Source organism: Paenibacillus sp. USDA918EY, assembly GCF_009870825.1.
Lineage (GTDB): Bacteria > Bacillota > Bacilli > Paenibacillales > Paenibacillaceae > Paenibacillus_AQ > Paenibacillus_AQ albilobatus.
Map to the genome: position 1 here is coordinate 37,966 of NZ_WTWY01000003.1, position 23,490 is coordinate 61,455.

The window sequence follows — 23,490 nt, forward strand, 5'->3', positions numbered from 1 at the left end:
TAGAGAATCTTTTTGCGTATACCCTATTAAGGGTCGTATGCTCTATTTTATCAAGATCGATACCGAAAATCAAACGTTTAAGGGGAGCCGTCAGGCTCCCCTTTTTATGATTTAAAAGCATAGGTTTCGAAGGGACGGCTTCCTTATATCCCAAGGAAAATTTCTTCTAAGCGCGGTCCGTTTTGTGAACGTACATCGATAGACGTTTTCCTTGCGTTCAATCGGTTTAAACCATTCCTGAAGGCAATCTTAAACAAACAACGGCACGATATCGATGCCTTCCGCGGAAATCCGCACCAAACCTTTGTCCGACAGCCGGATTTCCGGAATGACCACCAAAGCGAGCAAAGACAAGGTCATAAAGGCGTTGTTCAGCGGACATCCCGCCTGCAACAGCGCCTGGCTGATCGCTTCGGACCGGCTTGCCACCGTTTCGAACGGCTCATCCGACATGATGCCGCCGACTGCCAAAGGGAACTCCGTCATGCCGTCTTCGGTCAGCATCACGACGCCGCCCTGCATTTCCGCCACCCGGTTGCCCGCTTGAGCCATCAGTTTATCGTCGTTGCCGATCACCGTCAGGTTATGGCTGTCATGCGCGACGGTCATTGCAATGGCGGCCCGTTTCGCAAATCCGATGCCTTTTACGAGGCCGAGGGCATGCCCGCCGCCTTTGCCATGCCGTTCAAATACGGCCATTTTGCAAAGATCCTCGCCTGGATCCGGCAGCGCGATGCCGTTTTTCACGTTTACCTGCACATGGCGCTCAATGGTTTCCACATGATTTTCAACGACTTCGATCGCGCGGGCCGCGGCCTTGCCTTCGGCAACTGGCGCTGCAATGGCAAAATCGTCAGCGGTCAGTTCCCGGTTCAGCTTGACCGTGTTGAATGCGGACGCCGGCAGCTCATATCGCTCCCAATCGATGGCCATCCGGCCGTTTTCGGCGACAACCTGCCCGGCGGCGATCGTCATCGTGACGTTTACGTCCGCCAAATTCCCGTCCAGCAGGATGATGTCGGCGTAAGCGCCGGGGATGATCGCTCCGATGTCCCGGGACAAGCCGAACCGTTCCGCCGTGTTGATCGTCGCCATCTGGAAGGCCGTCACCGGCTTCACGCCCTGGGCAATCGCATGGCGGACGACAAAATTCATGTGCCCCTCGTTTTTCAGCGATTCCGAGCTGCGGTCGTCGGTGACCAGCATCATCCGGCGCGTGTCCAATCCGCCTTCGGTATGCGCTTTGATCGTGGCCGCTACGTCATGCCAGGCCGATCCTTGGCGCATTTTCGCATACATGCCGAGGCGTACCCGTTCGATCACATCCTCGGCGGTGACGCATTCGTGATCGCCGTTCACCCCGCTGGCCGCGTATACCGGCAGCCGCCAATCGTCGGATTTCCATGTGAAATGCCCGTCGGCCATTTTCCCCGCGGCAAGCGTCGCCTGGATTTCCCCGATCATTTTATCGTCGCCGTACACAACGCCCGGAAAATTCATCACTTCGCCGAGCCCGATCATGTCGTCTCCCCAGCTCAACGCCTCGGCAACCTCTTCCGGTCCGATGAAGGCGCCGGTCGTTTCGAGGCCAGGGTGCGTCGAAGGGACGCAGGACGCAACCTGCATATACGCCGCCAGCGGAGTCGACCTCGCCTCTTCCAGCATAAAACGCAGCCCGTCCAGTCCGAGCACGTTCGATATTTCATGCGCGTCGAAAAATCCGCCGGTCGTTCCGAGCGGCAGCACCGCCCGGGCAAATTCCGTCGCCGTCATCTGCGTGCTTTCGATATGGCAGTGGCCGTCAAGCAAACCCGGCGCGGCATATTTCCCTCCCGCGTCGATGATTTTTGTTTCCTCGCCGATCGTATGGCTTACGTCCCGGCCCACGTAAACGATCCGGGCGCCTCTTGCCGCAATCGACATGCCCGGCAAAATCTCTCCCGAGATGACGTTCACCAGTCGGACGTTTCGGATGACCAGGCTTGCCTTCAAATCGCCGCGGGCCGCCGCCACCAGTTCCGGCACGCATTCCGCGAAAGGTTGTCTTCCCCATGCTGTCGTGTTCATGTAAACCCTCCATTTCTCTTTCCCAAAACCTCTGCTATATCCCTACTACAGTTCTAATCATCATACATCTCCCCGAAAACAAAAATCAATTCTTTAAAAATCTTAAGATTTTCTTAGTCGGGGCTTAAACAGTCGCGGCTAAGATGGAAATAATGATGTGTATGAAAAAATGCATAAACGAGGTAGGGAGAAATGAAGGTTATCCGAAGGAAAAAAAGAAAACGGCATCTGGTGGCGCTGGCGCTGCTTTTTTTGGCGGCGCTCGCGGTTTCCACATTGTCTATCCGGTTTCCGACGTTCAAAATCGACGCCTCCGCAGCGATGCTTATGGATGTCAAGACCGGAAAGGTATATTATGAACATAACGCATCGTCGGCGCTGCCGCCGGCCAGCATGTCCAAAATGATGACGGAGCTGCTTGTGCTGAAAAACGTCAAAGAGGGGCGTTATTCCTGGGATGAGCCGGTAACGGCCAGCAAGTATGCCGCAAATGTGACCGGTTCCGAAATCGGGCTTCGTCCCGGCGAAACGCTGACGCTGCGGACGATGTTCGAGGCGATGGCCATTCATTCCGCCAACGACGCCGCCATTGCGCTTGCCGAGCACATCGGCGGAAGCGAGCGGGAATTCGTGAAGCAAATGAATGACATGGCGCGGGAGATCGGGTTATCCCGGCAAACCGTGTTTGCCAATGCGACCGGTTTGTCGTCGCATGATTTGCAGCCTTTCAAATCGGCTTCGTCGGATCGGGAAACAGTCATGACAGCCAAGGATTTGGCGTTGCTGACCCGGTATCTCATCCATGCATACCCGGAAATTTTGGACGTGACCGCCAAAACGGAGCTGCGCATCCCCGAAAAACGGCTGACGCTGCATACGACCAACGCCATGCTGCCCGGCGAGGCTTTTGGGTACAGCGGGAACGACGGCTTTAAAACAGGCTTTACCCAAAGAGCCGGCTACTGCTTTACGGGGACCGCCCAAAGGGACGGCCGTCGTTTTATCGCCGTCGTGATGGGGGCGCCGGATGCCCGCACGCGGTTTGAGGACGCCGCCAAAATGTTCAACTACGCCTTTAAGGATAGCGGCGTTCCCGCCGTCGCAAGATGGTTTGCTTTAAAAGAATAACGATCCGTGAACGATTGCTTGGAGGACTTTTCATGAGAAACATATTGGTCGTGGACGACGACAAAGAAATCGCCAATCTGATTTCCATCTATTTGAAAAACGAAGGTTTTCACATCCGCTGCGCCCATGACGGCGAAGAAGCGCTGAAGCTGCTGAACGATCCGGAGCAGTCGTTTGACCTGATCGTGCTCGACATCATGATGCCGAAAATCGACGGACTGGAGGTATGCCGGCAGGTCCGGAACACCGCCTCCGTCGTTCCGATCCTGATGCTCAGCGCCAAAACGGAAGACATGGACAAAATTCTCGGCCTGATGACGGGCGCGGACGATTACATGATCAAGCCTTTTAATCCGCTGGAATTGACGGTGCGGGTGAAGACGCTCCTGCGCCGCACCTTCCAGTACAACTCGGAAACCAGAAGCCAGGATGACGGGGTGCTGCGCATTCAGGACGTCGAAATCAACCGGAGCACGCACCGCGTCGTCGCGGACGGCAAGGACATCCAGCTGACCGGGAGGGAATTCGACATTTTGAGCCTGCTCGCTTCCCACCCGGGACGGGTATTCAGCGCCGAGGAAATTTTTCAGCGGGTATGGAAGGAAAAATATTATGTATCCAACAATACGGTCATGGTTCATATCAGCAACTTGCGGGACAAGCTGGAAAAGGAGCTTGGCTATAAGCTGATTCAAACCGTGTGGGGAGTAGGTTATAAAATCGATGCGTAGTTTTTCGAACAAACTGCAATGGAAAATCATCCTGCTGTTTTTTTTCAGCCTTGCCTTGACGTTTGCCACGCTATATGTGATGGTTCAGGTTCTGGATATCATATACCATCGATATAGACCCCAGCTGTACCCGCTTGTGCTCCGGATTATCAGCGTGAATCGCTACGTCGGTTTTTCGCTGTGGCAATCGGTTGTCGTTATCTTCCTTTTCATTTTTTACGTCATGCTGCTGAGCTGGGGAACGACGCGGAAATTGACCCGGATTATCCGCGGGGTGAAAAAAATGGCCGAGGGCCATTTGGATGAGCGGATTCCGGTGCGCTCGAGCGACGAAATCGACATGCTTGCGGACCAGATCAACGCGATGGCCGAGCAGCTTCAGCTGTCCCTGACGGAGGAGCGGATGGCGACGCAGGCGAAAAACGAGCTGATCACCAACGTATCCCATGATTTGCGGACGCCGCTGACTTCCATCATCGGTTATTTGCGGCTTATTGAAGAGGATAAATATAAGGACGAGGTCGAGCTCCGGTATTACGTCAACATCGCCTACGAAAAATCCAAACGCATGAACCGGCTCGTGAGCGACCTGTTCGATTATACCCGCATGGGTTTCGGCCAAATCGCACTAAACCGGACTTCCATCGATCTCGTGCAGCTGGTCGGCCAGCTGACGGCCGAATTCACGCTGCAGGTCCGAAACCACAAGATGGAAATCGAATGGCATCCTCCGCAGGAGAAGCTGCTTGTCCTTGGAGATGGAGACAAACTGATGCAGGCTTTCGAGAACCTCATTACGAACGCGATCCGCTACGGCAAGGATGGCAAAAAAATCGAAATTCATGCATCGAAAGAAAATAACCACGCCGCCGTAAAGGTCATTAATTTCGGTCCCCCGATTCCCTCCATGGAACTGCCGTACATTTTCGACCGGTTTTACCGCGTGGAAAAATCCCGTTCGCTGGATACGGGGGGCGCGGGTCTCGGGCTCGCCATCGTCAAAAGCATTGTCGAACTCCACGAAGGAACCATTCTGGCGCTCAGCAATCCGCAGCAGACCGAGTTTATCGTCCGGCTTCCGCTTCAATCCCAATAAACGGCTTCATTTAAAAAGAGGCTTGTCTTGGAGAACCCCCTCTCCGTTGACAGCCTCTTTTCCTTACGCGAACGATTCTTACGGCAAACGCCCGCTTATTTTTTGAGCCAGGACAACCACAGCGCCTCATCGTCATCCGATTTGTGGTAATGCTCTACAAGCCGGTTCAGCCGTTCCAGCTGGTAGCCGTAATCGTACATGGTCGAAGCGACGATCGACAGGCGCAGCCGGCTTTCCGGCTGTTCCGCGGAATACCGGAGCACATCTTTCACGAATTCCTCGCTCTCCTGCAGCAATTGGCATGTTTCCACGCTGTTGGGCTTCAAATTATCCTCGAACTTGAGCAGCACATGCTCGTGCAGCTTGATCAGCTTCTCCAGCTGATGGTCGAACATCCTGTCCGTTTCCTCCGTTCGTTCGGACTGAAAATAATGCTCTTCCACCGCGTCGAGCACCTCGCGCCCTTTGCGGAGCGTGTTCAGCATTTGCTTGTACACCACAAGATGCCGGTTTTGGCTGAACGAAGCCCGCTTCATCTTCTTCTGCTCTTCTTCCAGCAGCTTGTATTTGTCCGAAAGCGATTTGATGGAATCCTCAAGCGCCCGTTTTTTGTCGCGGAAAATGTTTTCCTTGATTTCGTCGGATATCGCCGTCCGCATCAGCAGCGACATCTGGTCGAACGTCGTCTGGATCGATGCCGTAAACTGCACTTTGGGTTTGGGCGGAAACAGCAAAATGTTGATCAAAAACGCCGACACGATTCCGATCAAACTGAGCGAAAAACGCGTCAACGCAAACTGCCATTGGCCCGACGCCTCCATGACGACGATGACGGTGACGAGGGTCAATCCGATCGTGTCTCCCATTTTCAATTTCAAGCAAATCATGATAACGATAATGCATACGAGTCCTACCGCGATCGGTTCGTTGGAAAATACCAGACCGGCAATCAATGCCAGCACGGCGCCAAGCGTGTTCGTCTGGAGCTGGTCCAGAAAATAACGCCAGGAACGGTAGATGGAAGGCTGCATCGCAAAAATGGCGGCTACAGCCGCGATGACCGGCGAGGATAAATGCAGCCACATGCTGATATACAATGCGAGCGTGACGGCGATTCCCGTCTTTAACATTCGCGCTCCGAATGTCACGGCTTCATCTCCTCCTAATTCTAATCCCATTTGAATGATATATACGATTTCAGGCGGGGCTTTGCTTCAATTTTCCTCTATACGAAATGTTACCCGTTGTCCTTTGTTATGATGCAGACCGGATCCCCGGCCCCGTTTTCCAAAAAGAAAGTATGTTTTTTCCAAAAAGGCCGATAATACACATTATGAAAGTTTAACCATAACATCAAAGAGGTGACCTGATGAACCATTTCAGAAAAACATTATTGGCAGGGGTCCTATCCTGCATTCTTGCCGGAGTAGGTTTCTCCTTTGGGCATATCGCTGCGGCGGACAATACACCGACGAGCCCATCCGAAGTAAAACCGCCGGCCGAACCCGAACAGCATGACGGGCAGCGTCACAAACGCCCCGGCCACCACGGCCGCAAATTCGTATTGTTCAAAGACGCCGCCACCCTGCTTGACATGACCGAAACGGACCTGAAAAAAGAATGGAAGCAGGGCAAAACGCTTCAGCAAATCGCCAAGGAGAAAAAGAACTGGGATGCCGAAGTGTTTGTGCAAAAGCTGACGGACGTTCAAAGCGCGAAAATCGACCAAGCGGTCAAAGCCGGAAAAATGACGGACCAGCAGGCGCAGCAGCTCAAGAAAAAGCTGCCGGGAATGCTGAAACGCTTCACGGAGCATAAATACCAACCGGGCCAGGACCGGAGATTGCCTGCCGCCCATTCCGCCATATAGTCGTTTTGCCGCACAATAAAATCCTAACGTTTTCGTTAGGATTTTTTGTTTTTTAACCCCCGTTCGTCGGTCCCTTGCTTTTCGGCCGTTCCGTCGGCGGGTCTTTATGCGAATTCGTGACGGGCACATCGAGAAGATCCAGCAAAAACATAAACACGGGCACGCCGAGAATCAATCCCCATACCCCGAAGAAATGCTCGGAAACGATCAGTACCGCAAACGTGTAAAAAATCGGAAGATGCGTTTTGTCGGACATAAACTTCGGATTCATCACATAGGCTTCGAACGCATGTAAAACGGCCACCATCAGCAGCACGTAAATGACCTTCGGGATGCCTCCAAGGCTGAAGGCAATCGCGCATAGCGGAATCAGCGATACGATCACCCCCATGACCGGGATCAACCCGAGCAGGAAAATCATGATGGCCAGCGCGAACAGGTTCGGAAAGCCCATGATCCATAAAAACAGCGTCGAAAATACCGCATTGATCACGGAGATGAGGAATTGCACTTCGATGACTTTGCCGAACGAATCCGTAAACTTTTTGCCGAAATAAGCCAGCTCCTCGTAAACATAGGATAACTTGCTCGTTCTGAATTTTCCCGTGAAATTCGTCACTTTCTCTTTTTCCAGCATAAAAAACAGGCTCATAATGATGGCGAGCGCCAAATTCAAGCTGAATTTCCCGACGTTCGAGATCGTGCTGGAGACGATGTCAAACCCTTGCTTGATATAAGCGGCAAAATCGATTTTGTGGATGTAATCCAAAATGTAGTCCATCACCATGTTGTTGGTTAACACCAAAGGGTTGCTGTAAAAATAAATGACCTGGTTAATGAGGCCGTTCAGCTCCGAAATGAGCTTGGGCGCGTACAGGTAGGCTCCGATCGACAGTGCGGCCACAAACAGCACGTAGATCAGAATAAGCGCGATTTTTTTGCTGATTCCCATCCGGTTCGTCAGCCTGCGGGTGATGGAAGAATGCACCCGGTTGACGAGATACGTCAGAATAAAGGTAATCAGGATGAGGTTCATCATGCTCCTGAACAGATACAGAAACACGATGAGCAAAACGAGTACCACGCCTCTTTTGACGGCGGGAAGCTGCAACACTTCTTTGAATGACGTCATTGCTTTGCAATCAGTCTCCTTTAATCTACAGAGTTTCTCTCCATGTCTTTTTATAAAAATGCTCTATGTCACCATATTACGCGAGGCCCGGCTTGCCATGCAAGTTTTACGCGCGCCGCCAATGCTTTTCGAACAAAGCGATGGAAAACATGAGCCAGGACGCGCTCGCCAAATACCCTCCAAGCACGTCGCTCGGGTAATGAACCCCCAAATAAATCCGGCTTACCCCGATCATCAGCGTAAGCGCGACCCCGACTACGATCATCGCGATTTTTCCGGCAAATGCGTGGATATGCCTCCACAACAAAAAGGCGAAGGCGCCGTAAAGCGAAAACGCCCCCATCGAATGCCCGCTCGGAAAGCTGTACCCGGAGATTTCGATCAGCCGGTGCATATTCGGCCTGGCGCGCTGAACGAGATTTTTCAGCAGCACGTTCCACAATTCGGAGCCGCCTACGGCAACCACGAACATCAGCAGTTCCCGCCGGTGCTTGAGCACAATCATCAGGAACAAAAAAGCCGCCACGGAAAGAATAACCGCCATGAACGAAGAACCCAAAAAGGTGAAAAATTTCATGACGGAAGTCAGACGGTCGTTCTCCATCCCCTGCACGGCGGCAATGACGGCGTCGTCAAACGGCGCGATGCGGCCGGTGACGATCAGGATCGTTACGGCAATAAATAAAACGCCGAAAACAAGGCCGGCGATAAGCGCTATTTTAATCGGTCCGCGGCGCGATTCCATGACAGAACATCCTCCCAACTTTTGGATAAGCCTCTACAGTCTTTCCCTATTATCCATAAACCCGATGCTTTTGTCACGCGCTCGGCAGGACGTCACGTGTTCCTGTTGTTTTTCCCGATGCTTGGGATGCCCGAAAGATAGAAAACGAGCAGCGGCTGTTTGCCGCTGCTCGCGTCTACGGGTCAAGTTCGGTATGTAACGAGACCCCCTGCAGGAAGGATTAGAATCCTTTGTATTGCGGTTCTTCGTTTTCCAGCTGCTGCACTCTGCTTTCCACCTGCTGCACGATTTGCTGGGTTTGCTGAGCGGCATTGGTGAACAGGTTTTTGGCTTCCTGGTTTTGCGTGCTGAGCGCAAACGTCTCCAAGCTGGCTTGCGCGCTTTTCAGAGAAGCGAGAGTCGTTTTCACTTGGGAAGAAACTGTCATGTCGGTCTCACCTCCTTTGCAGAATGAGTACGAATCATAATCTAACCTGCATGGATTGAAAAAATTCATAAAATGGGGGAGCGATGCAAATAATTTGGTTATTCAGACTGAAATGGGGGTTATGCTATGCCGGAATGGGTCGAGGTCATTATCCGCACCCTGGCATCCATCGTTGTATTGTTTGGTTTGACCAAGCTCCTTGGCAAAAGACAAATTTCCCAGCTCTCCTTCTTCGAATATATAACCGGGATTACGATCGGGGATCTGGCGGCGGCGATTTCGCTTAATGTCAAGGAAGCCTGGTATTTGGGGGTCATCTCTTTGACCGTATGGGTGCTTGTATCGCTGGGCATCGAGTTTTTGCAGCTGAAAAGCAAAAAAGCCCGCGATTTCCTCGACAGCAAAAGCACCGTCCTGATCAAGGACGGCAAGGTCATGGACGACAACCTGAAAAAAGAGCGTCTGACCAACGAGGAGCTTATGCAGCTGCTGCGTAGCAAAAATGCCTTCAAAGCGGCCGAAGTGGAATTTGCCGTCATGGAGCCCAACGGTGAAATCAACGTCCTGCTCAAAAAAGAAAACCAGCCTCTTACGCCGACGCATCTGGGCATCAAGGTCGGTCCCGAATCCGAGCCGCAAGCCGTCATCCTCGACGGGAAGATCATGGATGAGCCGCTGGCTACGCGGGGACTCAACCGGAGATGGATCCATGCGGAGCTGGAAAAACTGGGGGTTTCCCTGGACAACGTATTTTTAGGGCAAGTCGACGCTTACGGGCAGTTGTACGTCGATTTGTACGACGACCAGATCAAAGTACCCCAGCCGCAGCAAAAAGCGATGTTGTTCGCCGAATTGAAAAAATGCCAGGCGGATCTTGAAATGTTCGGATTGTCCACGGACAGGCTGGACGCCAAAACGCTATATGGGCAATGCGCCACCCGGCTCGAGCAGGTGATCGACGACGTCAAGCCGTTATTAACGCGTTAGGAGGACATTGATATGGTCAGCAAAAAGAAAAAAAAGCTTACCCCTGTCATGCAGGAATACCAGGCGCTTGCCAAAAAACGCGAGCCGAGCAAATTCGCCTTCAACAAACTGTGCAGGGCATTTCTCGTCGGCGGTATCATTTGCCTGCTGGGGCAATGCATTCAGCAGCTGTTTGTCCGTTTCGGCGGTTTCACCATAAAGGAAGCCGGCAGCCCTACGGCTGGCGTGCTGGTTCTGATCTCCGTCATCCTGACAAGCCTCGGCGTATACGACAAAATCGCCCAATGGGCGGGAGCGGGCACCGCCGTGCCGGTCACCGGCTTTGCCAACGCCATGGCATCGGCCGCGATCGAATACCGCCGGGATGGCGTCGTGATCGGGCTGGGCGGCAGCATTTTCAAGGTAGCCGGGCCGGTCATCGTTTTCGGCACCCTTGCGGCGTTTGCCGTCGGCATCGCCTACGTCATATTCGATCCCAATATAGTAGGAGGTTGAACCGTTATGCTGAAAGGCCATCAAAGCTGGCTGTTTGAAAACAAGCCTTCCATCCTTTCCACCGCAACGACGGTCGGCCCGTTCGAGGGACAAGGACCGCTGGCGGAAGACTTCGATATCGTACACGGCGAGCTTTATCTCGGACAAGACAGCTGGGAGAAAGCCGAGCGGGCTTTCCTCGAGGAAGCGGCCAAAATGGCGATCCAGCATGCCGGATTGACCGAAGGGCAAATTCAGTTCCATTTCGGCGGCGACCTCATGAACCAGATCGTGTCGAGCAGCTTCGCCGCAAGAACGCTGGCCATTCCATACGTCGGCATGTTCGGGGCGTGCTCCACCTCGATGGAAACCCTTGCGCTCGCCGCGTACGTCGTCAATTCCGGCGGCGCGAAACATGCGCTTGCCGCCACCTGCAGCCATAACGCCAGCGTCGAAAAACAGTTCAGGTATCCGACCGAATACGGGTCGCAAAAGCCGCCTACGGCCCAATTTACCGTCACCGGGGCCGGGGCCGCCGTAGTCGGGCAGGACGGGAGCGGCCCGTACGTCACCTCCGCGACGATCGGCCGGGTCGTCGACATGGGGATCACCGATCCCTTTAATATGGGAGCGGCCATGGCGCCGGCGGCGGTCGATACGATCGAAGCCCATTTCCGCGATTTGCAGATCGAACCCGGGTATTACGATCTGATCGTGACCGGAGACCTCTCGAAGGTCGGATATCAAATCGCCTCCGATCTGTTCAAAAAACATAACATTCCCATGCAGCAGACCACGTACTCGGACTGCGGCATGATGATCTACGATTACGAAAAGCAAAACGTGCAGGCGGGTGCGAGCGGCTGCGCCTGCTCCGCGGTCGTAACCTACGGCCATTTGCTGAACCGGATGCGCCGCGGCGAATTGAACCGCATTTTGGTCGTCGCCACCGGAGCACTCCTGTCCCCGCTGACCTATCAGCAGAACGAATCGATCCCTTGCATCGCCCACGCGGTGTCCATCGAGCGGGAGAAATAAACGTCTGGAAAACATGGCTGTTTCCGCCGCTTTTGGCGAAAAACGGCCATGTTTTTTGCGGTTTCTTAAAACTGCATTAAAATTTTTTCTTCACAATTTATTTCTTCTTAAGGATAAATGGTCCCGAATCTGGTAAAGTGATACGCATAAGTGTTATTGTTATATCAAAGGAGGAGTTAGATTTAATGTCAGAAAAAGAAAAAGACACATTGAATGAAGAAAACCTCAAACCTGAAGAGCAATCGGGGGTAAACCAAGGGCAGGACGCGCAGCCTTCGGACAAGCCTGCCGCGGAAAAACCGGCTCCTGTAAAGACAGAAAAGGCAGCTCCGGCTTCCGCCAAATCGCCTGCAGCGCCAAAAGCCGGCTCCGTGCCGCCGACACCGTCTCCTGCCTCCGGCAGCAAATTGTGGATGGTCGTTTCCTTAGTGCTGGCGATCGTTTTGGTCGTCGTGCTGATCAAACCACCATTCGCCAAAGGCGTAAGCAGCGAAGCGGTCGCAACGGTCAACGGCGAAAAAATTACGAAGGACAAGCTGTACGGCGCTTTGGTGAAGGTCGGCGGCACGCAAACGCTGGACACCCTGATTTCCGAAACGCTTCTGAACCAGGAGCTTTCCAAAAAAGGCCTCAAGGTTACCCAAGCCGACATCGATAAAGAAAAAGCGTTCATCAAAAAGCAATACGGCGACGAAGAAACCTTCCAATCCGCGCTTGCCCAAAGCGGCATGAGCGAAGAAGACTTCAACGATCAGATGGAGATGCAGGCAAAGCTGCGCAAGCTGCTCGAGCCTGAAGTGAAGGTCACCGACGACGACGTGAAAAAATATTTCGAGGAAAACAAAGCTTCCTTCGATACGCCTGAAGAAGTGAAAGCTTCCCATATCCTTGTAGCCACCAAGGAAGAAGCCGAAGACATTCTGAAGCAGCTGAAAAACGGCGCCGATTTCGCGAAGCTGGCCAAGGAAAAATCGACGGATCCGGGCTCCAAGGACCAAGGCGGCGATCTCGGGTACTTCCCGCGCGGCAAAATGTACAAAGAGTTCGAGGATGCCGCGTTTAAGCTGAAGGACGGCGAACTGAGCGGCGTCGTCAAGACGCAAGCCGGTTACCATATCATTAAGAAAACGGGCTACAAAGCGGCTCATACCGCCACGTTGGACGAGAAAAAAGCGGACATCAAAGAGCAGCTGATCTTCCAGCAGCTCATGCAGAAAGCGCCGACTTGGCTTGCCGACATCAAAGCCAAAGCGAAAATTACGAACAGCCTGGAAAAAGCGGCAGCTTCCAGCAAAGAGGAAAGCAAATAATCGGTACATCAAAAAGGATACGCCAGGCGGCGTATCCTTTTTGCGTTGAGATATAAGCATTCCGGTTTTTTGCCTTACGGCGACGTCACTCCCGTTGCCATCTGTATCCGATTCCCCACACCGTTTGAATCGGGGTATAGGAAAGTCCCGCCCGCTGGACCTTTTCGCGGATGTTTTTGACATGGGTATCCACGACCCGGTAATCTCCGGCATAATCGTTCCCCCACAGGCTTTCGATCAGCATGTCCCGCGAATACACCCGGTGTTCGTTTTCCGCCAGCAGCAGCAAAATGTCGAATTCCTTTTGCGTCAGATCCACCGGCGTATCATGCACGAGCACTTCCCTGCCTTCCGGGTAAATCGTCATTCCGGGCAGCTCAAGCTTCCGGACATGCCCGGCCTGGATCCGGGATTGCCTCGATCGGCGGATCAGGGCGCGGATCCTTTCGGTCAGCTCTTCGGGCTGGAACGGCTTCGGCAAATAATCGTCGGCGCCGATTTTCAACCCTTTGACGATGTCTTTCGTATCGGAGCGGGCGCTCAGCATCAATACGGGCGCCGCCGAAAAGGCGCGAAGCTCCCCGCATACCTGCCATCCGTCCATATCGGGCATCATGATGTCGAGAATGACGGCATCAAAAGCGTTCGCCCGGAGCAGGTCCAGCGCTTCCCTGCCGCTTGCGGCTTCCCTGACGCCAAACCCGGCCTGCATCAAATAAATGCGCAGCAAGTTGCGCATATTCCATTCATCATCGACGATCAATACTTGATCCTGGCTCATTTCCGATTCCTTTCTCTTCGGCGCAAGCCCCGGCCGGAAACACGACGGCAAAGGAGGTTCCTTCGCCAAGCCTGCTGCGGACCTCCACCGCCGCGCCCTGAAGCTCCGCCAGTTTTTTCACGATGGAAAGACCGAGACCGCTGCCCCCGTATTGCCGCGAGCGGGATTTTTCCACCCGGTAAAAACGCTCGAATACGTACGGCAGCTCTTCGGCCGGTATGCCGGGCCCGGAATCCCGGACTTCAATCCTTATGCGGTCCTTTTCCCGCGTTGCGGCGAGTACGATTTCTCCTTCGGACGTAAAGGTAACGGCATTGTCCAGCAGGTTCATTAAAATTTGCTCCATCCGGTTGACGTCGGCCCAAAGATGCAGCTCCTTCTCCGGATGGCTTACGCGAACGGCGACGCCTTTGTCCTCCGCCCGAAGCTTCACTTTCAGCGCGCTTTTATCAAAAAGTTCGTTTACGTCCACCCATTCGGGACAGAGATCGATCCGGCCTTCCTCCATTTTCGCCAGGTCGAAAAGCTCGCGGATCAGGACCATGAGGCGGCGCGCTTCCCGGGCGATGATGCCCAAGGTTTCCTGTTGCTCCTCCTCGTCCCGGATCAGTCCCTTCGCAAGCACGTCGGCATACCCTTCCAGGTACGTGACCGGCGTCCGCAGCTCATGCGAGATGTTGGCAAAAAACTCGTTCCGCGTATCCCTGTACCGCTGCAGCTCGCCGGCCAAATCGTTGATCGCCCCGATCAGCGACCCGATTTCGTCTTTCCGCGCGACGGGCATCCGGGTTTCGAACTCCCCTTTTGCGATCCGCCGCGCCGCTTTTTCGATCTGCAGCAGGGGACGCGACAGCTTCCTTGAAAGCACGAACACGAGTCCGAGCGTAACGATCAGCGCTCCCGCCCCCGTCATCATAATCATCATCCGGATCGTCCGGATCGAATGCTTCATCGCCTCCAGCGAACTGATGACATATATGCCGCCGCTGAACCGCCCCCCTGAATCCTGCATGGGTTTGCCGTGAAGCAGCAGCCATTTTCCGTTTACCGCAAATTCCGTCTCCACCTGACGGGACGCGAGCAAGCTCGGCTTGTCCCAAATCCCGTCCGGGTAGCCGCGCTCGCGGATGAGTCTCATATCCCTTTCGGAAAAGGTGCCGTCCTCGCGCAGCATAAAAATATCCACGTTCGAAAATTCGGACATCGTGCCGATGAGATTGGCGGATGCGGACGGTTGTTTTTTCAGCATGCCGACGACGTGGGCCGCCAGCTCCTCGGCTTCGTTATGGCTCTGCTTCGTCGTGAATTTCGTAAACAGGCCGTTAAAGACGACGCCCAGAAGCAGCAGCACGACGATAAACAGGCCGAGCATGACGGCGCCAAGCTTGAAGTCGATCCGGTTCCATCTATTCATTGCGATCCCTTGCTCCCTCTTGGCATGTCACGGCAGCACCGCGTTCGCGGCAGATTCAGGCTGCCGGATCATCATGCATGTCTACCCGCCCAGTATATCCTTAAAATGTGTAGAAATCATGAATTTGCTTGCGTCACGAAGCCCAATTTCCATTGTTTAAAGTCCGAGCGATATATATTTGATCTCCAAATATTCCTCGATGCCGAAATGGCCGCCCTCCCGGCCGAGTCCGCTTTGCTTGAAGCCGCCGAACGGAGCCTGCGCCGTCGAAGGCAGCGGGTCATTGACGCCGACGATGCCGTATTCCAGCGCTTCCGCGGCATAGATCGCTTCCCGGATCCGTTCGGTGAAGACGTATGCCGCCAGCCCGTAAGGGCTGCGGTTGGCGCGTTGAACCGCCTCCTCCAGCGTGCGGAAGGTCGCAATCGGTGCCAGCGGTCCGAACGTCTCCTCGTTCATGCACTCCATCTCGTCGGTGGCATCCATGATGACCGTTGGCATCATGAAATAGCCGCTCGCATCCTCCGGGGCGTCCCCGCCCGCCAGGACCCGGCCGCCTTTGGCTTTCGCGTCCGCGATCTGGCGTTTCACTTTGTCGACGGCTTTCGCATTGATCAAGGGACCGACGTCCACGCCCTCCACCATACCGTTGCCGACTTTAAGGGCGGACGTGCGCTCCGCGGCCTTTGCGGCAAATTCCTCTGCGATTCCTTCCTCCACGTATACCCGGTTTGTGCATACGCAGGTTTGACCCCCGTTGCGGAATTTGGAGGCGATAAATCCGTTCACCGCCTTGTCCAGATCCGCATTCGCCGTGACGATAAACGGCGCGTGGCCGCCGAGTTCCAAGGAAATTTTCTTCACCGTGTCGGCCGCGCCGCGCATCAGCGTTTTTCCGACCGCCGTCGATCCGGTAAACGAAATTTTCCGGACGCGTTCGTCCCGCTGCCATGCTTCGGCTATCGGGGCCGCATCCCCGGTCACGACGTTCAGCACGCCCGCGGGAATGCCGGCTTGTTCGGCAAGCTGGGCCAGCTTCAAGGCGGTAAACGGCGTTTTCTCCGAAGGCTTCAAGACCACCGTGCAGCCCGCGGCTAAAGCCGGCGCCACTTTGCGCGTAATCATCGACGCCGGAAAGTTCCATGGCGTAATCGCCGCGATAACGCCGACCGGCTGTTTTTGCACCCAAATCCGTTTATTCGGAGCGGACGCCGGAATGGTCTGTCCATACACCCGCTTGCCTTCCTCGGCGTACCAGGAGACGAAGCTGTTCGCATACGCGATTTCACCCGCCGCTTCCTTGAGCGGTTTGCCCTGCTCCGTCGTCATGATTTCGGCGAGCTCCTGCGTGTGCGTTTCGATCAGGGCATGCCATTTCATCAGCAGTTGCGCACGCTCGCCCGCCGTCAGCGCCGACCAGGCACCGAGCGCGGCGAAAGCCGCATCGACGGCTTGGGACGCTTCTTCGGCGCCGCCTCTCGGAATCGTGCCGATGACTTCGAGGTTGGCCGGATTCCGGACCTCCATCTCCTCCTTGCAGCTTTTCCATTGACCGTTTATATACATCTTCTGGATATACATCCGTTTGCCTCTCCTTTCTTTGCGTGCGTGTCACCCTTTAAGGGTTGATTGACGCATCACGTTCCCCTATTAAAAACACGTCTATCGGCATCCCCCAAAATAGACTGCATATGGCAGAAGTTCTTTGGGATGAATCCCCCTCGTGTTCTTGAAATGTATACTTTCTTACATATTAAATATACCCCTTTTATGGGTCTTGCCGTCAATGCGGATCCGGAAAATGGATAAAAACGCCAAAAAAACCATCCTATCTCCCGGATCGGATGGTTTTCCTGAAACGATCATGTTCAATTCTGCAGCCTCAGCCGGCCCGCAATATTTTCCGCCCGAACGTCATCGTAACGCCAATCATGGCGAGCCCAACGATCAGCTGCATGCCGTAAATCCGGATCCATTCGGGCCCATGCTGGATCGCTTCGGAGATGTTGCCGCCGAGCAGCGGACCGAAAAAAGCGGACACGCCCGTAATCGCAGCGTACATCGCCATGTACATCGGACGTTCGCTTTTGGGCGTATCGCCGATCATGAAATTGAAGGCCAGCTGGTTAAAGCCGCCAACTCCGACCCCAAAGACGATATGCGCGGCAAACAGGACGGCAAGCATCGGCAGCACGGACAAGAGCCCCCACAGCAAACAAGACAGGGCGATGACCGGCAGCGTCCAAAAAAGCAGGCGCCTGTTGCCGTACCGCGTATTCAGGCTGCCCCAGACGTAAAAGCTTCCCATCATAAAAACGGTCTGGGCAACGTTCAAAAGCGACAACGTTTGATGATTGATGTGCAGCAGCACGAGCATGACGAAGGAATACAGCGGAACCACCAGGTTTTGCAAAAACAGAAACCCGCCCAAAAAAAGGGTGGCTTTCATGAATGCCCCGTCCTGAAGCGGTTTTTTCAGCATCGGGACAAAGCGGCGCTCCGAGGAATGCTCGAACGGCATATCGGGATAAAAGAAAAACATCGCGATGTTGGCGGCGATGCAAATCCAGACGATGACGTACAGGATCAGATACCCTCTGCCCCCGGGTTCATGGTCCAGGATCATTCCTCCGCCGTACATGACAAGGGTCCCGAGGGCGTTCAGCATCGTGTTGCGGATGCCGAAATACCTTCCCCTGACGCGCGCCGGAACGATATCGCTGATCAGCGAGTTCCATAGAATCCCGCCGACGGTGTTAAACGTAAAAGCAAGCGTATACAAAATGATAAATGCCGTGACCCATAACGGCTTGGGAAAAAGGAACGGGATCAATCCCGTGGCTCCCCACAACAGCCGGTGGATGGCTACGAACAGGACCAAAGTCCATTTCCGGCTCCGCAGCCGTTGGATCAGAAACGCCGCGAACAGCTGGGCGATATTTACGAACGTCGTGATCGCAAGCACGAAGCCCAGTTGACTGGAGTTCGCTCCGAGATACAGCAAATACCCTGTCAGGAATTGGCCGCCGAGCAGCGTCTGGAACATCACCGCGGGCACGCCTTCCATCGTGGCAATCCTCAGGTTTTTGCGCTGGACCGATGTCCTGCGCGGGTACTGCCGTCTCGTTCTAAATGAAATCATGGTGTACTCTCCTTCGAGGCTCCAGTTTGTTAACTTCGGGCATGAACGGCAGGGGGCGAAGGCCGTTTTTTCTTCTCTTTGATCATCATTCTACTCGCAAAGGGAATCGAGTCAATATGGACGGACGGCCTCAAATCACAAAAATATTTGTGCGAGTTCACGTGGAAATGCCGCTCCGAAAACGTTATATTTTAAGGTCATGGATCGCTGCGGAACAAAGCCTCAAGCCGGACTCAAAATTCCTCAAATGAGGCCCTTCTTCCTGCGCGGCTTGGTCCCGTCACGCTTGAAGTATCCCCGGAGCCGGCGTCACGCCGAATGCTTCGGCAAGTTCCGACAGCTCCCGGTCTGCGATCGCCTGTTTGATGCCGTGTCCGGCGGCAAGCATGTAGATCCGGGCGGCCTTTTCCACCGTTTCGATCAGGCCGAACGTTTCGTCGATCGTCGATCCGGTTGCAAAAATGCCGTGATGCGGCCATACGACGACGCGTTGGCCCCTCATTTTGCCGGCCGTTTTCCGTCCGATTTCCGCTCCGCCCGGAACCATCCAAGGCAGCATGCCGACGCCTTCGGGAAACACGACGATACATTCGGTGCACATTTGCCACAGCGTTTTTGTGAATTTTTTCTCATCCAAGTCATGGACAAAGGTCATGGCGATTACATGCGTGGCATGCGTATGCATGACGACGCGGTGGCCGGGATCGGCGTTCAGCCGCTCGATATGGCTCATGAAATGCGAAGCCAATTCGCTGGTGGGTTGCGCATTTCCTTCAAACCCCCATAATACTTCGACATGCCCGCCGTCGGTCGTTACGCGAATCACGCCCAGGTTGGCGGCAGGATCGGAAATCATATTGCGGAAATATTTCCCCGATCCGGTGACCAGAAACAGTTTGCCGGCAAGCTCCGGCACCGGGAACGATAAGGCGATGGTCCGGCCCGTTCCGCGAAGGTTTACATAAGGGGCGATCTCTTCTTCCTCCAAAATCCGGCTGATATTCCCGCCATTGCGCTCGTCCCACCCGAGTGTCCACATTTGGTATGCGATCTCCGCCATTTCGCGAACGGCCGGGATTCCCGCCATTGAAAAGCAGCGGTCCGACGTTATGATTGTCGTGCTCACAGTAAGCCTCTCCTTTGATATGATCTGTATGGTTCACCTTCATCGTACGCTTCGAGGTTCCATGAAGTCAACACAAACAAACATAATAATGTTTATTTATCTTTGGTTTTGTATTTTTTATGTCTGATTATAATCGTTATACGTCTTTTTACCCTGTTTATATTGACATTTTCAGGAATTCGATTTATATTATTATAAAATTTATCGATGATCGGCTTACGTTGAAGCACTCGTAAGAAAAAGGCTGCCATGCCTTTTTTTGCGGGTGCTTTTTTGCATTTTACGACCTACATTCCGCAGCCGCTCGTCCCATCTTCTACCGTAAAGGAGAATGTTGATGAAACCCTTTGTAAAATTGGCCCTTACCGCCCTGTCGCTCGCGATCTCGTTGTGTCTATTTGACCCCCGCAGCGCTGAAGCCGCAGCTTCGATGCAGTGGTCTTCGTCCCAGCAAAACGCCGTTGATCGCGCCGTCGCCTCGGACGCCGGACTCCGCGCCCAACTGTCTACGCTGTACCGCACGTTCACGGACCTGCAGGAACAGCTGCGCAAGGCCGATCAGGAGATCAATGCGCTGCATTACAAAAACGAAGAAATCAAATCGAACCTGACGAAGCAAATCAAGTTGATCGACGCGGACAAAATCGCCAAACTCGAAGCTGCCGCCAAGCAGGCGAAAGACAAATACAAACCTTTGTTTTCGATGTACACGTCGCTCAACCAGCAGATCCAAACCGCAAGCAAGCTCAAAAACAAGCAGCTTTCCTCCGCGCTCAAAGCCCAGGCCGACACGATGAAAATCGCGGTGCAAATCGCCAAAGCGGACATAAAAAACAAGGAGCAGGCGCTGGCCGCCGCCAAAACGAAGCGGACCGCCGCGCAGAAAAAAATCCGGGGGATCATGGCCGCAGCCGATCCGCTCCGCATCCGGATCAAAGCCGAAAAAAGCACGGCCAGCAGCCTGAACAAAAACGTCAGCCCGATGTGGCGAAACGTCACCCAATCCGTCAAAGGCGGAAACGGAAAACAAATTTACAATACACTGAATACCCTTGTGTCGCAGCTTCGGCAAGTCCAAGCCCAAAAACAAAAAATTCTATCGCTTGAAAACCAGATCGGCGGCATCCTGCAAAACGCCAAATCCCAGCTTGCTTCCGTGTCGTAAACCCGCCGCCCGGTGAAATAAGCGGCCTCCGAAATTTTGATTGCGCCTACAGCCAGATTTTGGTATGATGGAATCCTTCTCACTCATTACGCCTTGACTGAAGTTGACGGATTACGTCGCCACGAAACTTATCGGAGGTGTTCAATGCTCTATTTCACTTTGGCTTCCAAAGCGTACGCCCGCAATTTGCACTACCGCGGAGCGCACATGCTGCACAACGTTGCAAGCGCTCTTTTCGGCTACCTGTATGCCTGCATCTGGATCGGAATCGGACAGGACCACCCGCTTGGCGAATACGGCGTGCACGGCATGGTCGGCTACATTGCTTTTAATCAGGCATCGCTGTGGGTGTCAGGCTTTATGACGAACGGACTCGGGATACCGCAAGCGGTCAGGACAGGCCAAATCTCGCTCGATTTAATGCGGCCTGTCCATTTGTTTGTCATGTGCATGTGCAGGGAATGGGGACAGATCGCGTATCAATTCGTTTATAAATCCCTCCCCATTTACCTGCTGTACATGCTTGTGTTCAAACTTTCGCTGCCCTCGCATCCGGCGGCGCTGCTGTTTGCGGTGATCGCCCTCGCGGCTGCCGGATACATGTCCATCTGCATCAATTACATCATTGGCGCAACATCCCTCTGGACTACGGAATCAAGCTGGTTGACCTGGGTGAACCACGCGCTTATCAATTTGCTTGCGGGGTTCCTCATCCCCGTAGAATGGCTGCCGTCTTGGCTGCAGACGGTCAGCTGGTTGTCCCCGTATCCTTATCTGATGTACGTCCCGACAAGAATGTACATGGGGTATGAACATGCCGGAGTCCTGGCCGGCTCGTTTGCATGGTGCGTGCTTCTTACGCTGCTCTGCCTGCTCGTCACGGCCCTGGTCAGACGGAAAGTGGAGGTGCAAGGGGGATGACAATGAAATATTGGCTGGAACTCTATGCCGTACTTATCCGTTCAAGCATCCGAAGCCGGATGCAATACAGGTTCAATTTTGCGCTTGGCACTCTTCTTGCCGCGATCATCCAAATCGCGGAATTTTTGATGATCGCCATCATTCTGAACAAATTCGGCGCCGTCAAAGGCTGGTCGCTGTATGAGGTAGGGTATCTGTTTGCCGTCATGACGTTATCCAAAACGCTGTACCGCACCTTCGCCAGCGACGTCCACCACCTGGAGAGGTATTTGACGACAGGGGAGCTCGATCAGCTGCTGACGCGGCCGGTTCCGATTCTGCTTGCCCTGATGAGCCAAAACGTCCGTTTGATGCCGGGCGAACTGCTGCAGGGAGGCGGCATTTTGTACTGGTCGATGCACGGCTTGATCGCAAGCGGCCAGATCGCATGGACGGCTCTTCCGTATACCTTGGTTGTCATCGCCATCGGCGCCGTGATCCTGTTCTCCATCGGGCTCGCGACCGCGACGGCGGGCTTTTGGACGACGCGGATCGAGGAGCTGCAGACGTTGACGGAGGACGCTTCGCAGACGGCGGCCCGCTACCCGCTTGTGCTGTACCCTGCCTGGCTCCGCTCCCTGCTGCTTGTCGCCATTCCCGTCGGTTTCGTCAATTTTGTCCCTTCCTTGTTCATTTTGCGGGGGGAATACGGCCCGTGGCTGATTTGCGCCATCGCGCTGCTGGCCGCCCTCGTCCTGGGCCTCGCCATGAAATTTTGGAAGTTTGGACTTTCGCGATATCAAAGCACGGGAAGCTAAAAATGCATGTTCAGAAAGGTCGGTTTTCAGCGCCGGGAAGATCGTTGAACGACCTCTAAAAGAAAAGGAGAGCTGGTCATGGGAGCCATGATAGAAGCATGCGGTCTGCACAAGCAATTCCGGACGCCGGTCGTCAAAGAAGGCCGTTTCGCCGGATTCCGCACGTTGTTTACGAAGGAATACCGTCTCAAGGAGGCGGTGAAGGATATCAACTTTACGATCGAAAAAGGGGATTTCGTCGGGTACATCGGTCCGAACGGAGCCGGCAAATCGACGACGATCAAAATGCTGACAGGCATCCTCCATCCTTCTTCGGGTGAGGTCAAAATCAATGGAGTCGATCCCCATAAGCACAGGCGGCAGGTCGCCAAAAAGCTTGGCGTCGTGTTCGGGCAGCGCAGCCAGCTGTGGTGGGACCTGCCCGTCAAAGATTCGTACGACATTTTGGCCCATATGTACAAAGTGTCCGCATCCGAAAAAGAAAAGCGGCTGGACGAGTTGGGGGAACTGCTTGATCTGCGTGAATTTTGGGAAACGCCGGTCCGCAAGCTGTCGCTCGGACAGCGCATGCGCGCCGATATCGCCGCCTCCATGCTGCATGATCCCGACGTGCTTTTTCTGGATGAGCCGACCATCGGCCTGGACGTCACGGCCAAACGCAGCATCCGCGGATTTTTAAAAACGCTGAACAGCGAGTTCGGCAAAACGATTTTGCTGACCACCCATGATATGGACGACATCGAACAGCTCTGCGAACGGGTGATGGTCATCAATCACGGGGAGCTCAGCTACGAAGGGACCATCGAACATCTGCGGGAAAAAATCGGGCTTCCGACGGTCATCCGCATCGTGTTCCGCGGGTCCTACCGGCTGCCTGCCTCTGACAGCTCCGGGCTGCCGATACAGCTGAACCTGGATACGGAAGGTTCGTATCGGATCGTCGAAGCAAGCGGCAGCGAAGTGCTGATCGAAGCAAACCGGCAGCAGGTCAAAGCCATGGACATTTTGCGGACGGTCGGCGGCTGGGGCGAGGTTGCGGATATTCATATGGAGGAACCCGATTTCGAGGAGATCATTCACCGGGTATATTAGTGTTGCAGAGACAGGAGGCAGGACGGCGGAAGCATAGGGCCTTTCGT

General features: G+C 54.1%; 22 protein-coding genes. 12 read left to right on the forward strand and 10 right to left on the reverse strand.

The window, feature by feature from the left end:
* Positions 1–249: 249 nt before the first annotated feature.
* On the reverse strand, positions 250–2,067 hold the full coding sequence (locus tag GQY55_RS07925) for an adenine deaminase (RefSeq protein ID WP_160039956.1): 1,818 nt from the start codon (positions 2,065–2,067) through the stop codon (positions 250–252).
* 192 nt (positions 2,068–2,259) lie between these two features.
* Between GQY55_RS07925 and GQY55_RS07930 the strand changes: the two genes are divergently transcribed.
* Genes GQY55_RS07930 through GQY55_RS07940 form a run of 3 tightly spaced genes read left to right on the forward strand, consistent with a single transcriptional unit; the run spans position 2,260 to position 5,022 of the window.
* Positions 2,260–3,195, forward strand: a complete 936-nt coding sequence (locus GQY55_RS07930) for a D-alanyl-D-alanine carboxypeptidase family protein (RefSeq protein ID WP_160039958.1) — start codon at positions 2,260–2,262, stop codon at positions 3,193–3,195.
* 32 nt (positions 3,196–3,227) lie between these two features.
* Positions 3,228–3,926, forward strand: a complete 699-nt coding sequence (locus tag GQY55_RS07935) for a response regulator transcription factor (protein WP_160039960.1) — start codon at positions 3,228–3,230, stop codon at positions 3,924–3,926.
* Positions 3,919–5,022 (forward strand): sensor histidine kinase, encoded by a 1,104-nt coding sequence (locus tag GQY55_RS07940; protein ID WP_160039962.1) that lies wholly within the window; start codon positions 3,919–3,921, stop codon positions 5,020–5,022. Before GQY55_RS07935 ends, GQY55_RS07940 begins: the two co-directional genes overlap by 8 nt.
* Before the next feature lie 95 nt (positions 5,023–5,117).
* Here the strand turns inward: GQY55_RS07940 and GQY55_RS07945 are convergent, their stop codons facing one another.
* Positions 5,118–6,170 (reverse strand): aromatic acid exporter family protein, encoded by a 1,053-nt coding sequence (locus GQY55_RS07945; protein WP_160039964.1) that lies wholly within the window; start codon positions 6,168–6,170, stop codon positions 5,118–5,120.
* A 221-nt stretch (positions 6,171–6,391) separates the two neighbouring features.
* Between GQY55_RS07945 and GQY55_RS07950 the strand changes: the two genes are divergently transcribed.
* Positions 6,392–6,892 (forward strand): hypothetical protein, encoded by a 501-nt coding sequence (locus tag GQY55_RS07950; protein ID WP_160039966.1) that lies wholly within the window; start codon positions 6,392–6,394, stop codon positions 6,890–6,892.
* A gap of 52 nt (positions 6,893–6,944) precedes the next feature.
* On the opposite strand, the gene GQY55_RS07955 is transcribed toward GQY55_RS07950, so the two are convergent.
* The 3 genes from GQY55_RS07955 to GQY55_RS07965 form a co-directional block, all read right to left on the reverse strand.
* The gene (locus GQY55_RS07955) at positions 6,945–8,024 is read right to left on the reverse strand and encodes an AI-2E family transporter (RefSeq protein ID WP_160039968.1); all 1,080 of its coding nucleotides are present in this window, start codon (positions 8,022–8,024) and stop codon (positions 6,945–6,947) included.
* A 106-nt stretch (positions 8,025–8,130) separates the two neighbouring features.
* Positions 8,131–8,769 carry a phosphatase PAP2 family protein gene (locus GQY55_RS07960; RefSeq protein ID WP_160039970.1) on the reverse strand — a complete coding sequence of 213 codons (639 nt, stop codon included), beginning with the start codon at positions 8,767–8,769 and terminating at the stop codon, positions 8,131–8,133.
* A 220-nt stretch (positions 8,770–8,989) separates the two neighbouring features.
* A complete protein-coding gene (locus GQY55_RS07965; RefSeq protein ID WP_127599620.1) occupies positions 8,990–9,196 on the reverse strand; it encodes a DUF1657 domain-containing protein in 207 nt (68 codons plus the stop codon).
* A 126-nt stretch (positions 9,197–9,322) separates the two neighbouring features.
* Here GQY55_RS07965 and GQY55_RS07970 point away from each other — a divergent pair, with 126 nt between their 5' ends.
* The 4 genes from GQY55_RS07970 (at position 9,323) to GQY55_RS07985 (ending at position 13,005) form a co-directional block, all read left to right on the forward strand.
* Complete coding sequence (locus tag GQY55_RS07970; RefSeq protein ID WP_160039972.1) at positions 9,323–10,183, forward strand: DUF421 domain-containing protein; 861 nt, start codon at positions 9,323–9,325, stop codon at positions 10,181–10,183.
* Between the two features lie 12 nt (positions 10,184–10,195).
* Positions 10,196–10,678 (forward strand): stage V sporulation protein AC, encoded by a 483-nt coding sequence (gene spoVAC / locus GQY55_RS07975; RefSeq protein WP_160039974.1) that lies wholly within the window; start codon positions 10,196–10,198, stop codon positions 10,676–10,678.
* Between the two features lie 6 nt (positions 10,679–10,684).
* The gene (spoVAD, locus tag GQY55_RS07980) at positions 10,685–11,695 is read left to right on the forward strand and encodes a stage V sporulation protein AD (RefSeq protein ID WP_160039976.1); all 1,011 of its coding nucleotides are present in this window, start codon (positions 10,685–10,687) and stop codon (positions 11,693–11,695) included.
* Positions 11,696–11,880: 185 nt separating this feature from the next.
* Positions 11,881–13,005 carry a peptidylprolyl isomerase gene (locus tag GQY55_RS07985; RefSeq protein ID WP_160039978.1) on the forward strand — a complete coding sequence of 375 codons (1,125 nt, stop codon included), beginning with the start codon at positions 11,881–11,883 and terminating at the stop codon, positions 13,003–13,005.
* Positions 13,006–13,090: 85 nt separating this feature from the next.
* Here the strand turns inward: GQY55_RS07985 and GQY55_RS07990 are convergent, their stop codons facing one another.
* From GQY55_RS07990 to rhaD, 5 genes are all read right to left on the reverse strand, one after another.
* Positions 13,091–13,786, reverse strand: coding sequence for a response regulator transcription factor (locus GQY55_RS07990; protein ID WP_160039980.1), 696 nt, complete (start codon positions 13,784–13,786; stop codon positions 13,091–13,093).
* A complete protein-coding gene (locus GQY55_RS07995) occupies positions 13,755–15,200 on the reverse strand; it encodes a sensor histidine kinase (RefSeq protein ID WP_160039982.1) in 1,446 nt (481 codons plus the stop codon). The genes GQY55_RS07990 and GQY55_RS07995 overlap by 32 nt, the downstream gene beginning before the upstream one ends.
* A gap of 156 nt (positions 15,201–15,356) precedes the next feature.
* Positions 15,357–16,781: an NAD-dependent succinate-semialdehyde dehydrogenase gene (locus GQY55_RS08000; protein WP_160039984.1), complete on the reverse strand. Its 1,425-nt coding sequence runs from the start codon at positions 16,779–16,781 to the stop codon at positions 15,357–15,359.
* A 301-nt stretch (positions 16,782–17,082) separates the two neighbouring features.
* Positions 17,083–18,342 (reverse strand): MFS transporter, encoded by a 1,260-nt coding sequence (locus tag GQY55_RS08005; RefSeq protein WP_160039986.1) that lies wholly within the window; start codon positions 18,340–18,342, stop codon positions 17,083–17,085.
* A gap of 280 nt (positions 18,343–18,622) precedes the next feature.
* On the reverse strand, positions 18,623–19,429 hold the full coding sequence (gene rhaD, locus GQY55_RS08010) for a rhamnulose-1-phosphate aldolase (protein WP_160040756.1): 807 nt from the start codon (positions 19,427–19,429) through the stop codon (positions 18,623–18,625).
* 376 nt (positions 19,430–19,805) lie between these two features.
* Between rhaD and GQY55_RS08015 the strand changes: the two genes are divergently transcribed.
* The 4 genes from GQY55_RS08015 to GQY55_RS08030 all read left to right on the forward strand — a co-directional run bounded on the left by GQY55_RS08015 (position 19,806) and on the right by GQY55_RS08030 (position 23,443).
* On the forward strand, positions 19,806–20,633 hold the full coding sequence (locus GQY55_RS08015) for a hypothetical protein (protein ID WP_160039987.1): 828 nt from the start codon (positions 19,806–19,808) through the stop codon (positions 20,631–20,633).
* 144 nt (positions 20,634–20,777) lie between these two features.
* A complete protein-coding gene (locus tag GQY55_RS08020; RefSeq protein WP_160039988.1) occupies positions 20,778–21,554 on the forward strand; it encodes an ABC transporter permease in 777 nt (258 codons plus the stop codon).
* On the forward strand, positions 21,551–22,351 hold the full coding sequence (locus GQY55_RS08025) for an ABC transporter permease (RefSeq protein ID WP_160039989.1): 801 nt from the start codon (positions 21,551–21,553) through the stop codon (positions 22,349–22,351). Before GQY55_RS08020 ends, GQY55_RS08025 begins: the two co-directional genes overlap by 4 nt.
* Positions 22,352–22,438: 87 nt before the next feature.
* On the forward strand, positions 22,439–23,443 hold the full coding sequence (locus GQY55_RS08030; RefSeq protein ID WP_160040758.1) for an ABC transporter ATP-binding protein: 1,005 nt from the start codon (positions 22,439–22,441) through the stop codon (positions 23,441–23,443).
* Positions 23,444–23,490 lie beyond the last annotated feature (47 nt).

Bases quoted from the DNA above. Each gene is read 5' to 3' on its own strand.
- GQY55_RS08000 (WP_160039984.1), bottom strand. From the start codon at position 16,781: ATGTATATCCAGAAGATGTATATAAACGGTCAATGGAAAAGCTGCAAG.
- GQY55_RS07955 (WP_160039968.1), bottom strand. From the start codon at position 8,024: ATGACGTCATTCAAAGAAGTGTTGCAGCTTCCCGCCGTCAAAAGAGGC.
- GQY55_RS07985 (WP_160039978.1), top strand. From the start codon at position 11,881: ATGTCAGAAAAAGAAAAAGACACATTGAATGAAGAAAACCTCAAACCT.
- GQY55_RS08025 (WP_160039989.1), top strand. From the start codon at position 21,551: ATGACAATGAAATATTGGCTGGAACTCTATGCCGTACTTATCCGTTCA.
- GQY55_RS07990 (WP_160039980.1), bottom strand. From the start codon at position 13,786: ATGAGCCAGGATCAAGTATTGATCGTCGATGATGAATGGAATATGCGC.
- GQY55_RS07965 (WP_127599620.1), bottom strand. From the start codon at position 9,196: ATGACAGTTTCTTCCCAAGTGAAAACGACTCTCGCTTCTCTGAAAAGC.
- GQY55_RS07960 (WP_160039970.1), bottom strand. From the start codon at position 8,769: ATGGAATCGCGCCGCGGACCGATTAAAATAGCGCTTATCGCCGGCCTT.
- GQY55_RS07970 (WP_160039972.1), top strand. From the start codon at position 9,323: ATGCCGGAATGGGTCGAGGTCATTATCCGCACCCTGGCATCCATCGTT.
- GQY55_RS07930 (WP_160039958.1), top strand. From the start codon at position 2,260: ATGAAGGTTATCCGAAGGAAAAAAAGAAAACGGCATCTGGTGGCGCTG.
- GQY55_RS07995 (WP_160039982.1), bottom strand. From the start codon at position 15,200: ATGAATAGATGGAACCGGATCGACTTCAAGCTTGGCGCCGTCATGCTC.
- GQY55_RS07940 (WP_160039962.1), top strand. From the start codon at position 3,919: ATGCGTAGTTTTTCGAACAAACTGCAATGGAAAATCATCCTGCTGTTT.
- GQY55_RS07925 (WP_160039956.1), bottom strand. From the start codon at position 2,067: ATGAACACGACAGCATGGGGAAGACAACCTTTCGCGGAATGCGTGCCG.
- GQY55_RS07950 (WP_160039966.1), top strand. From the start codon at position 6,392: ATGAACCATTTCAGAAAAACATTATTGGCAGGGGTCCTATCCTGCATT.
- GQY55_RS08015 (WP_160039987.1), top strand. From the start codon at position 19,806: ATGAAACCCTTTGTAAAATTGGCCCTTACCGCCCTGTCGCTCGCGATC.
- GQY55_RS08030 (WP_160040758.1), top strand. From the start codon at position 22,439: ATGATAGAAGCATGCGGTCTGCACAAGCAATTCCGGACGCCGGTCGTC.
- spoVAD (WP_160039976.1), top strand. From the start codon at position 10,685: ATGCTGAAAGGCCATCAAAGCTGGCTGTTTGAAAACAAGCCTTCCATC.
- spoVAC (WP_160039974.1), top strand. From the start codon at position 10,196: ATGGTCAGCAAAAAGAAAAAAAAGCTTACCCCTGTCATGCAGGAATAC.
- GQY55_RS08020 (WP_160039988.1), top strand. From the start codon at position 20,778: ATGCTCTATTTCACTTTGGCTTCCAAAGCGTACGCCCGCAATTTGCAC.
- GQY55_RS08005 (WP_160039986.1), bottom strand. From the start codon at position 18,342: ATGATTTCATTTAGAACGAGACGGCAGTACCCGCGCAGGACATCGGTC.
- GQY55_RS07935 (WP_160039960.1), top strand. From the start codon at position 3,228: ATGAGAAACATATTGGTCGTGGACGACGACAAAGAAATCGCCAATCTG.
- rhaD (WP_160040756.1), bottom strand. From the start codon at position 19,429: ATGGCGGGAATCCCGGCCGTTCGCGAAATGGCGGAGATCGCATACCAA.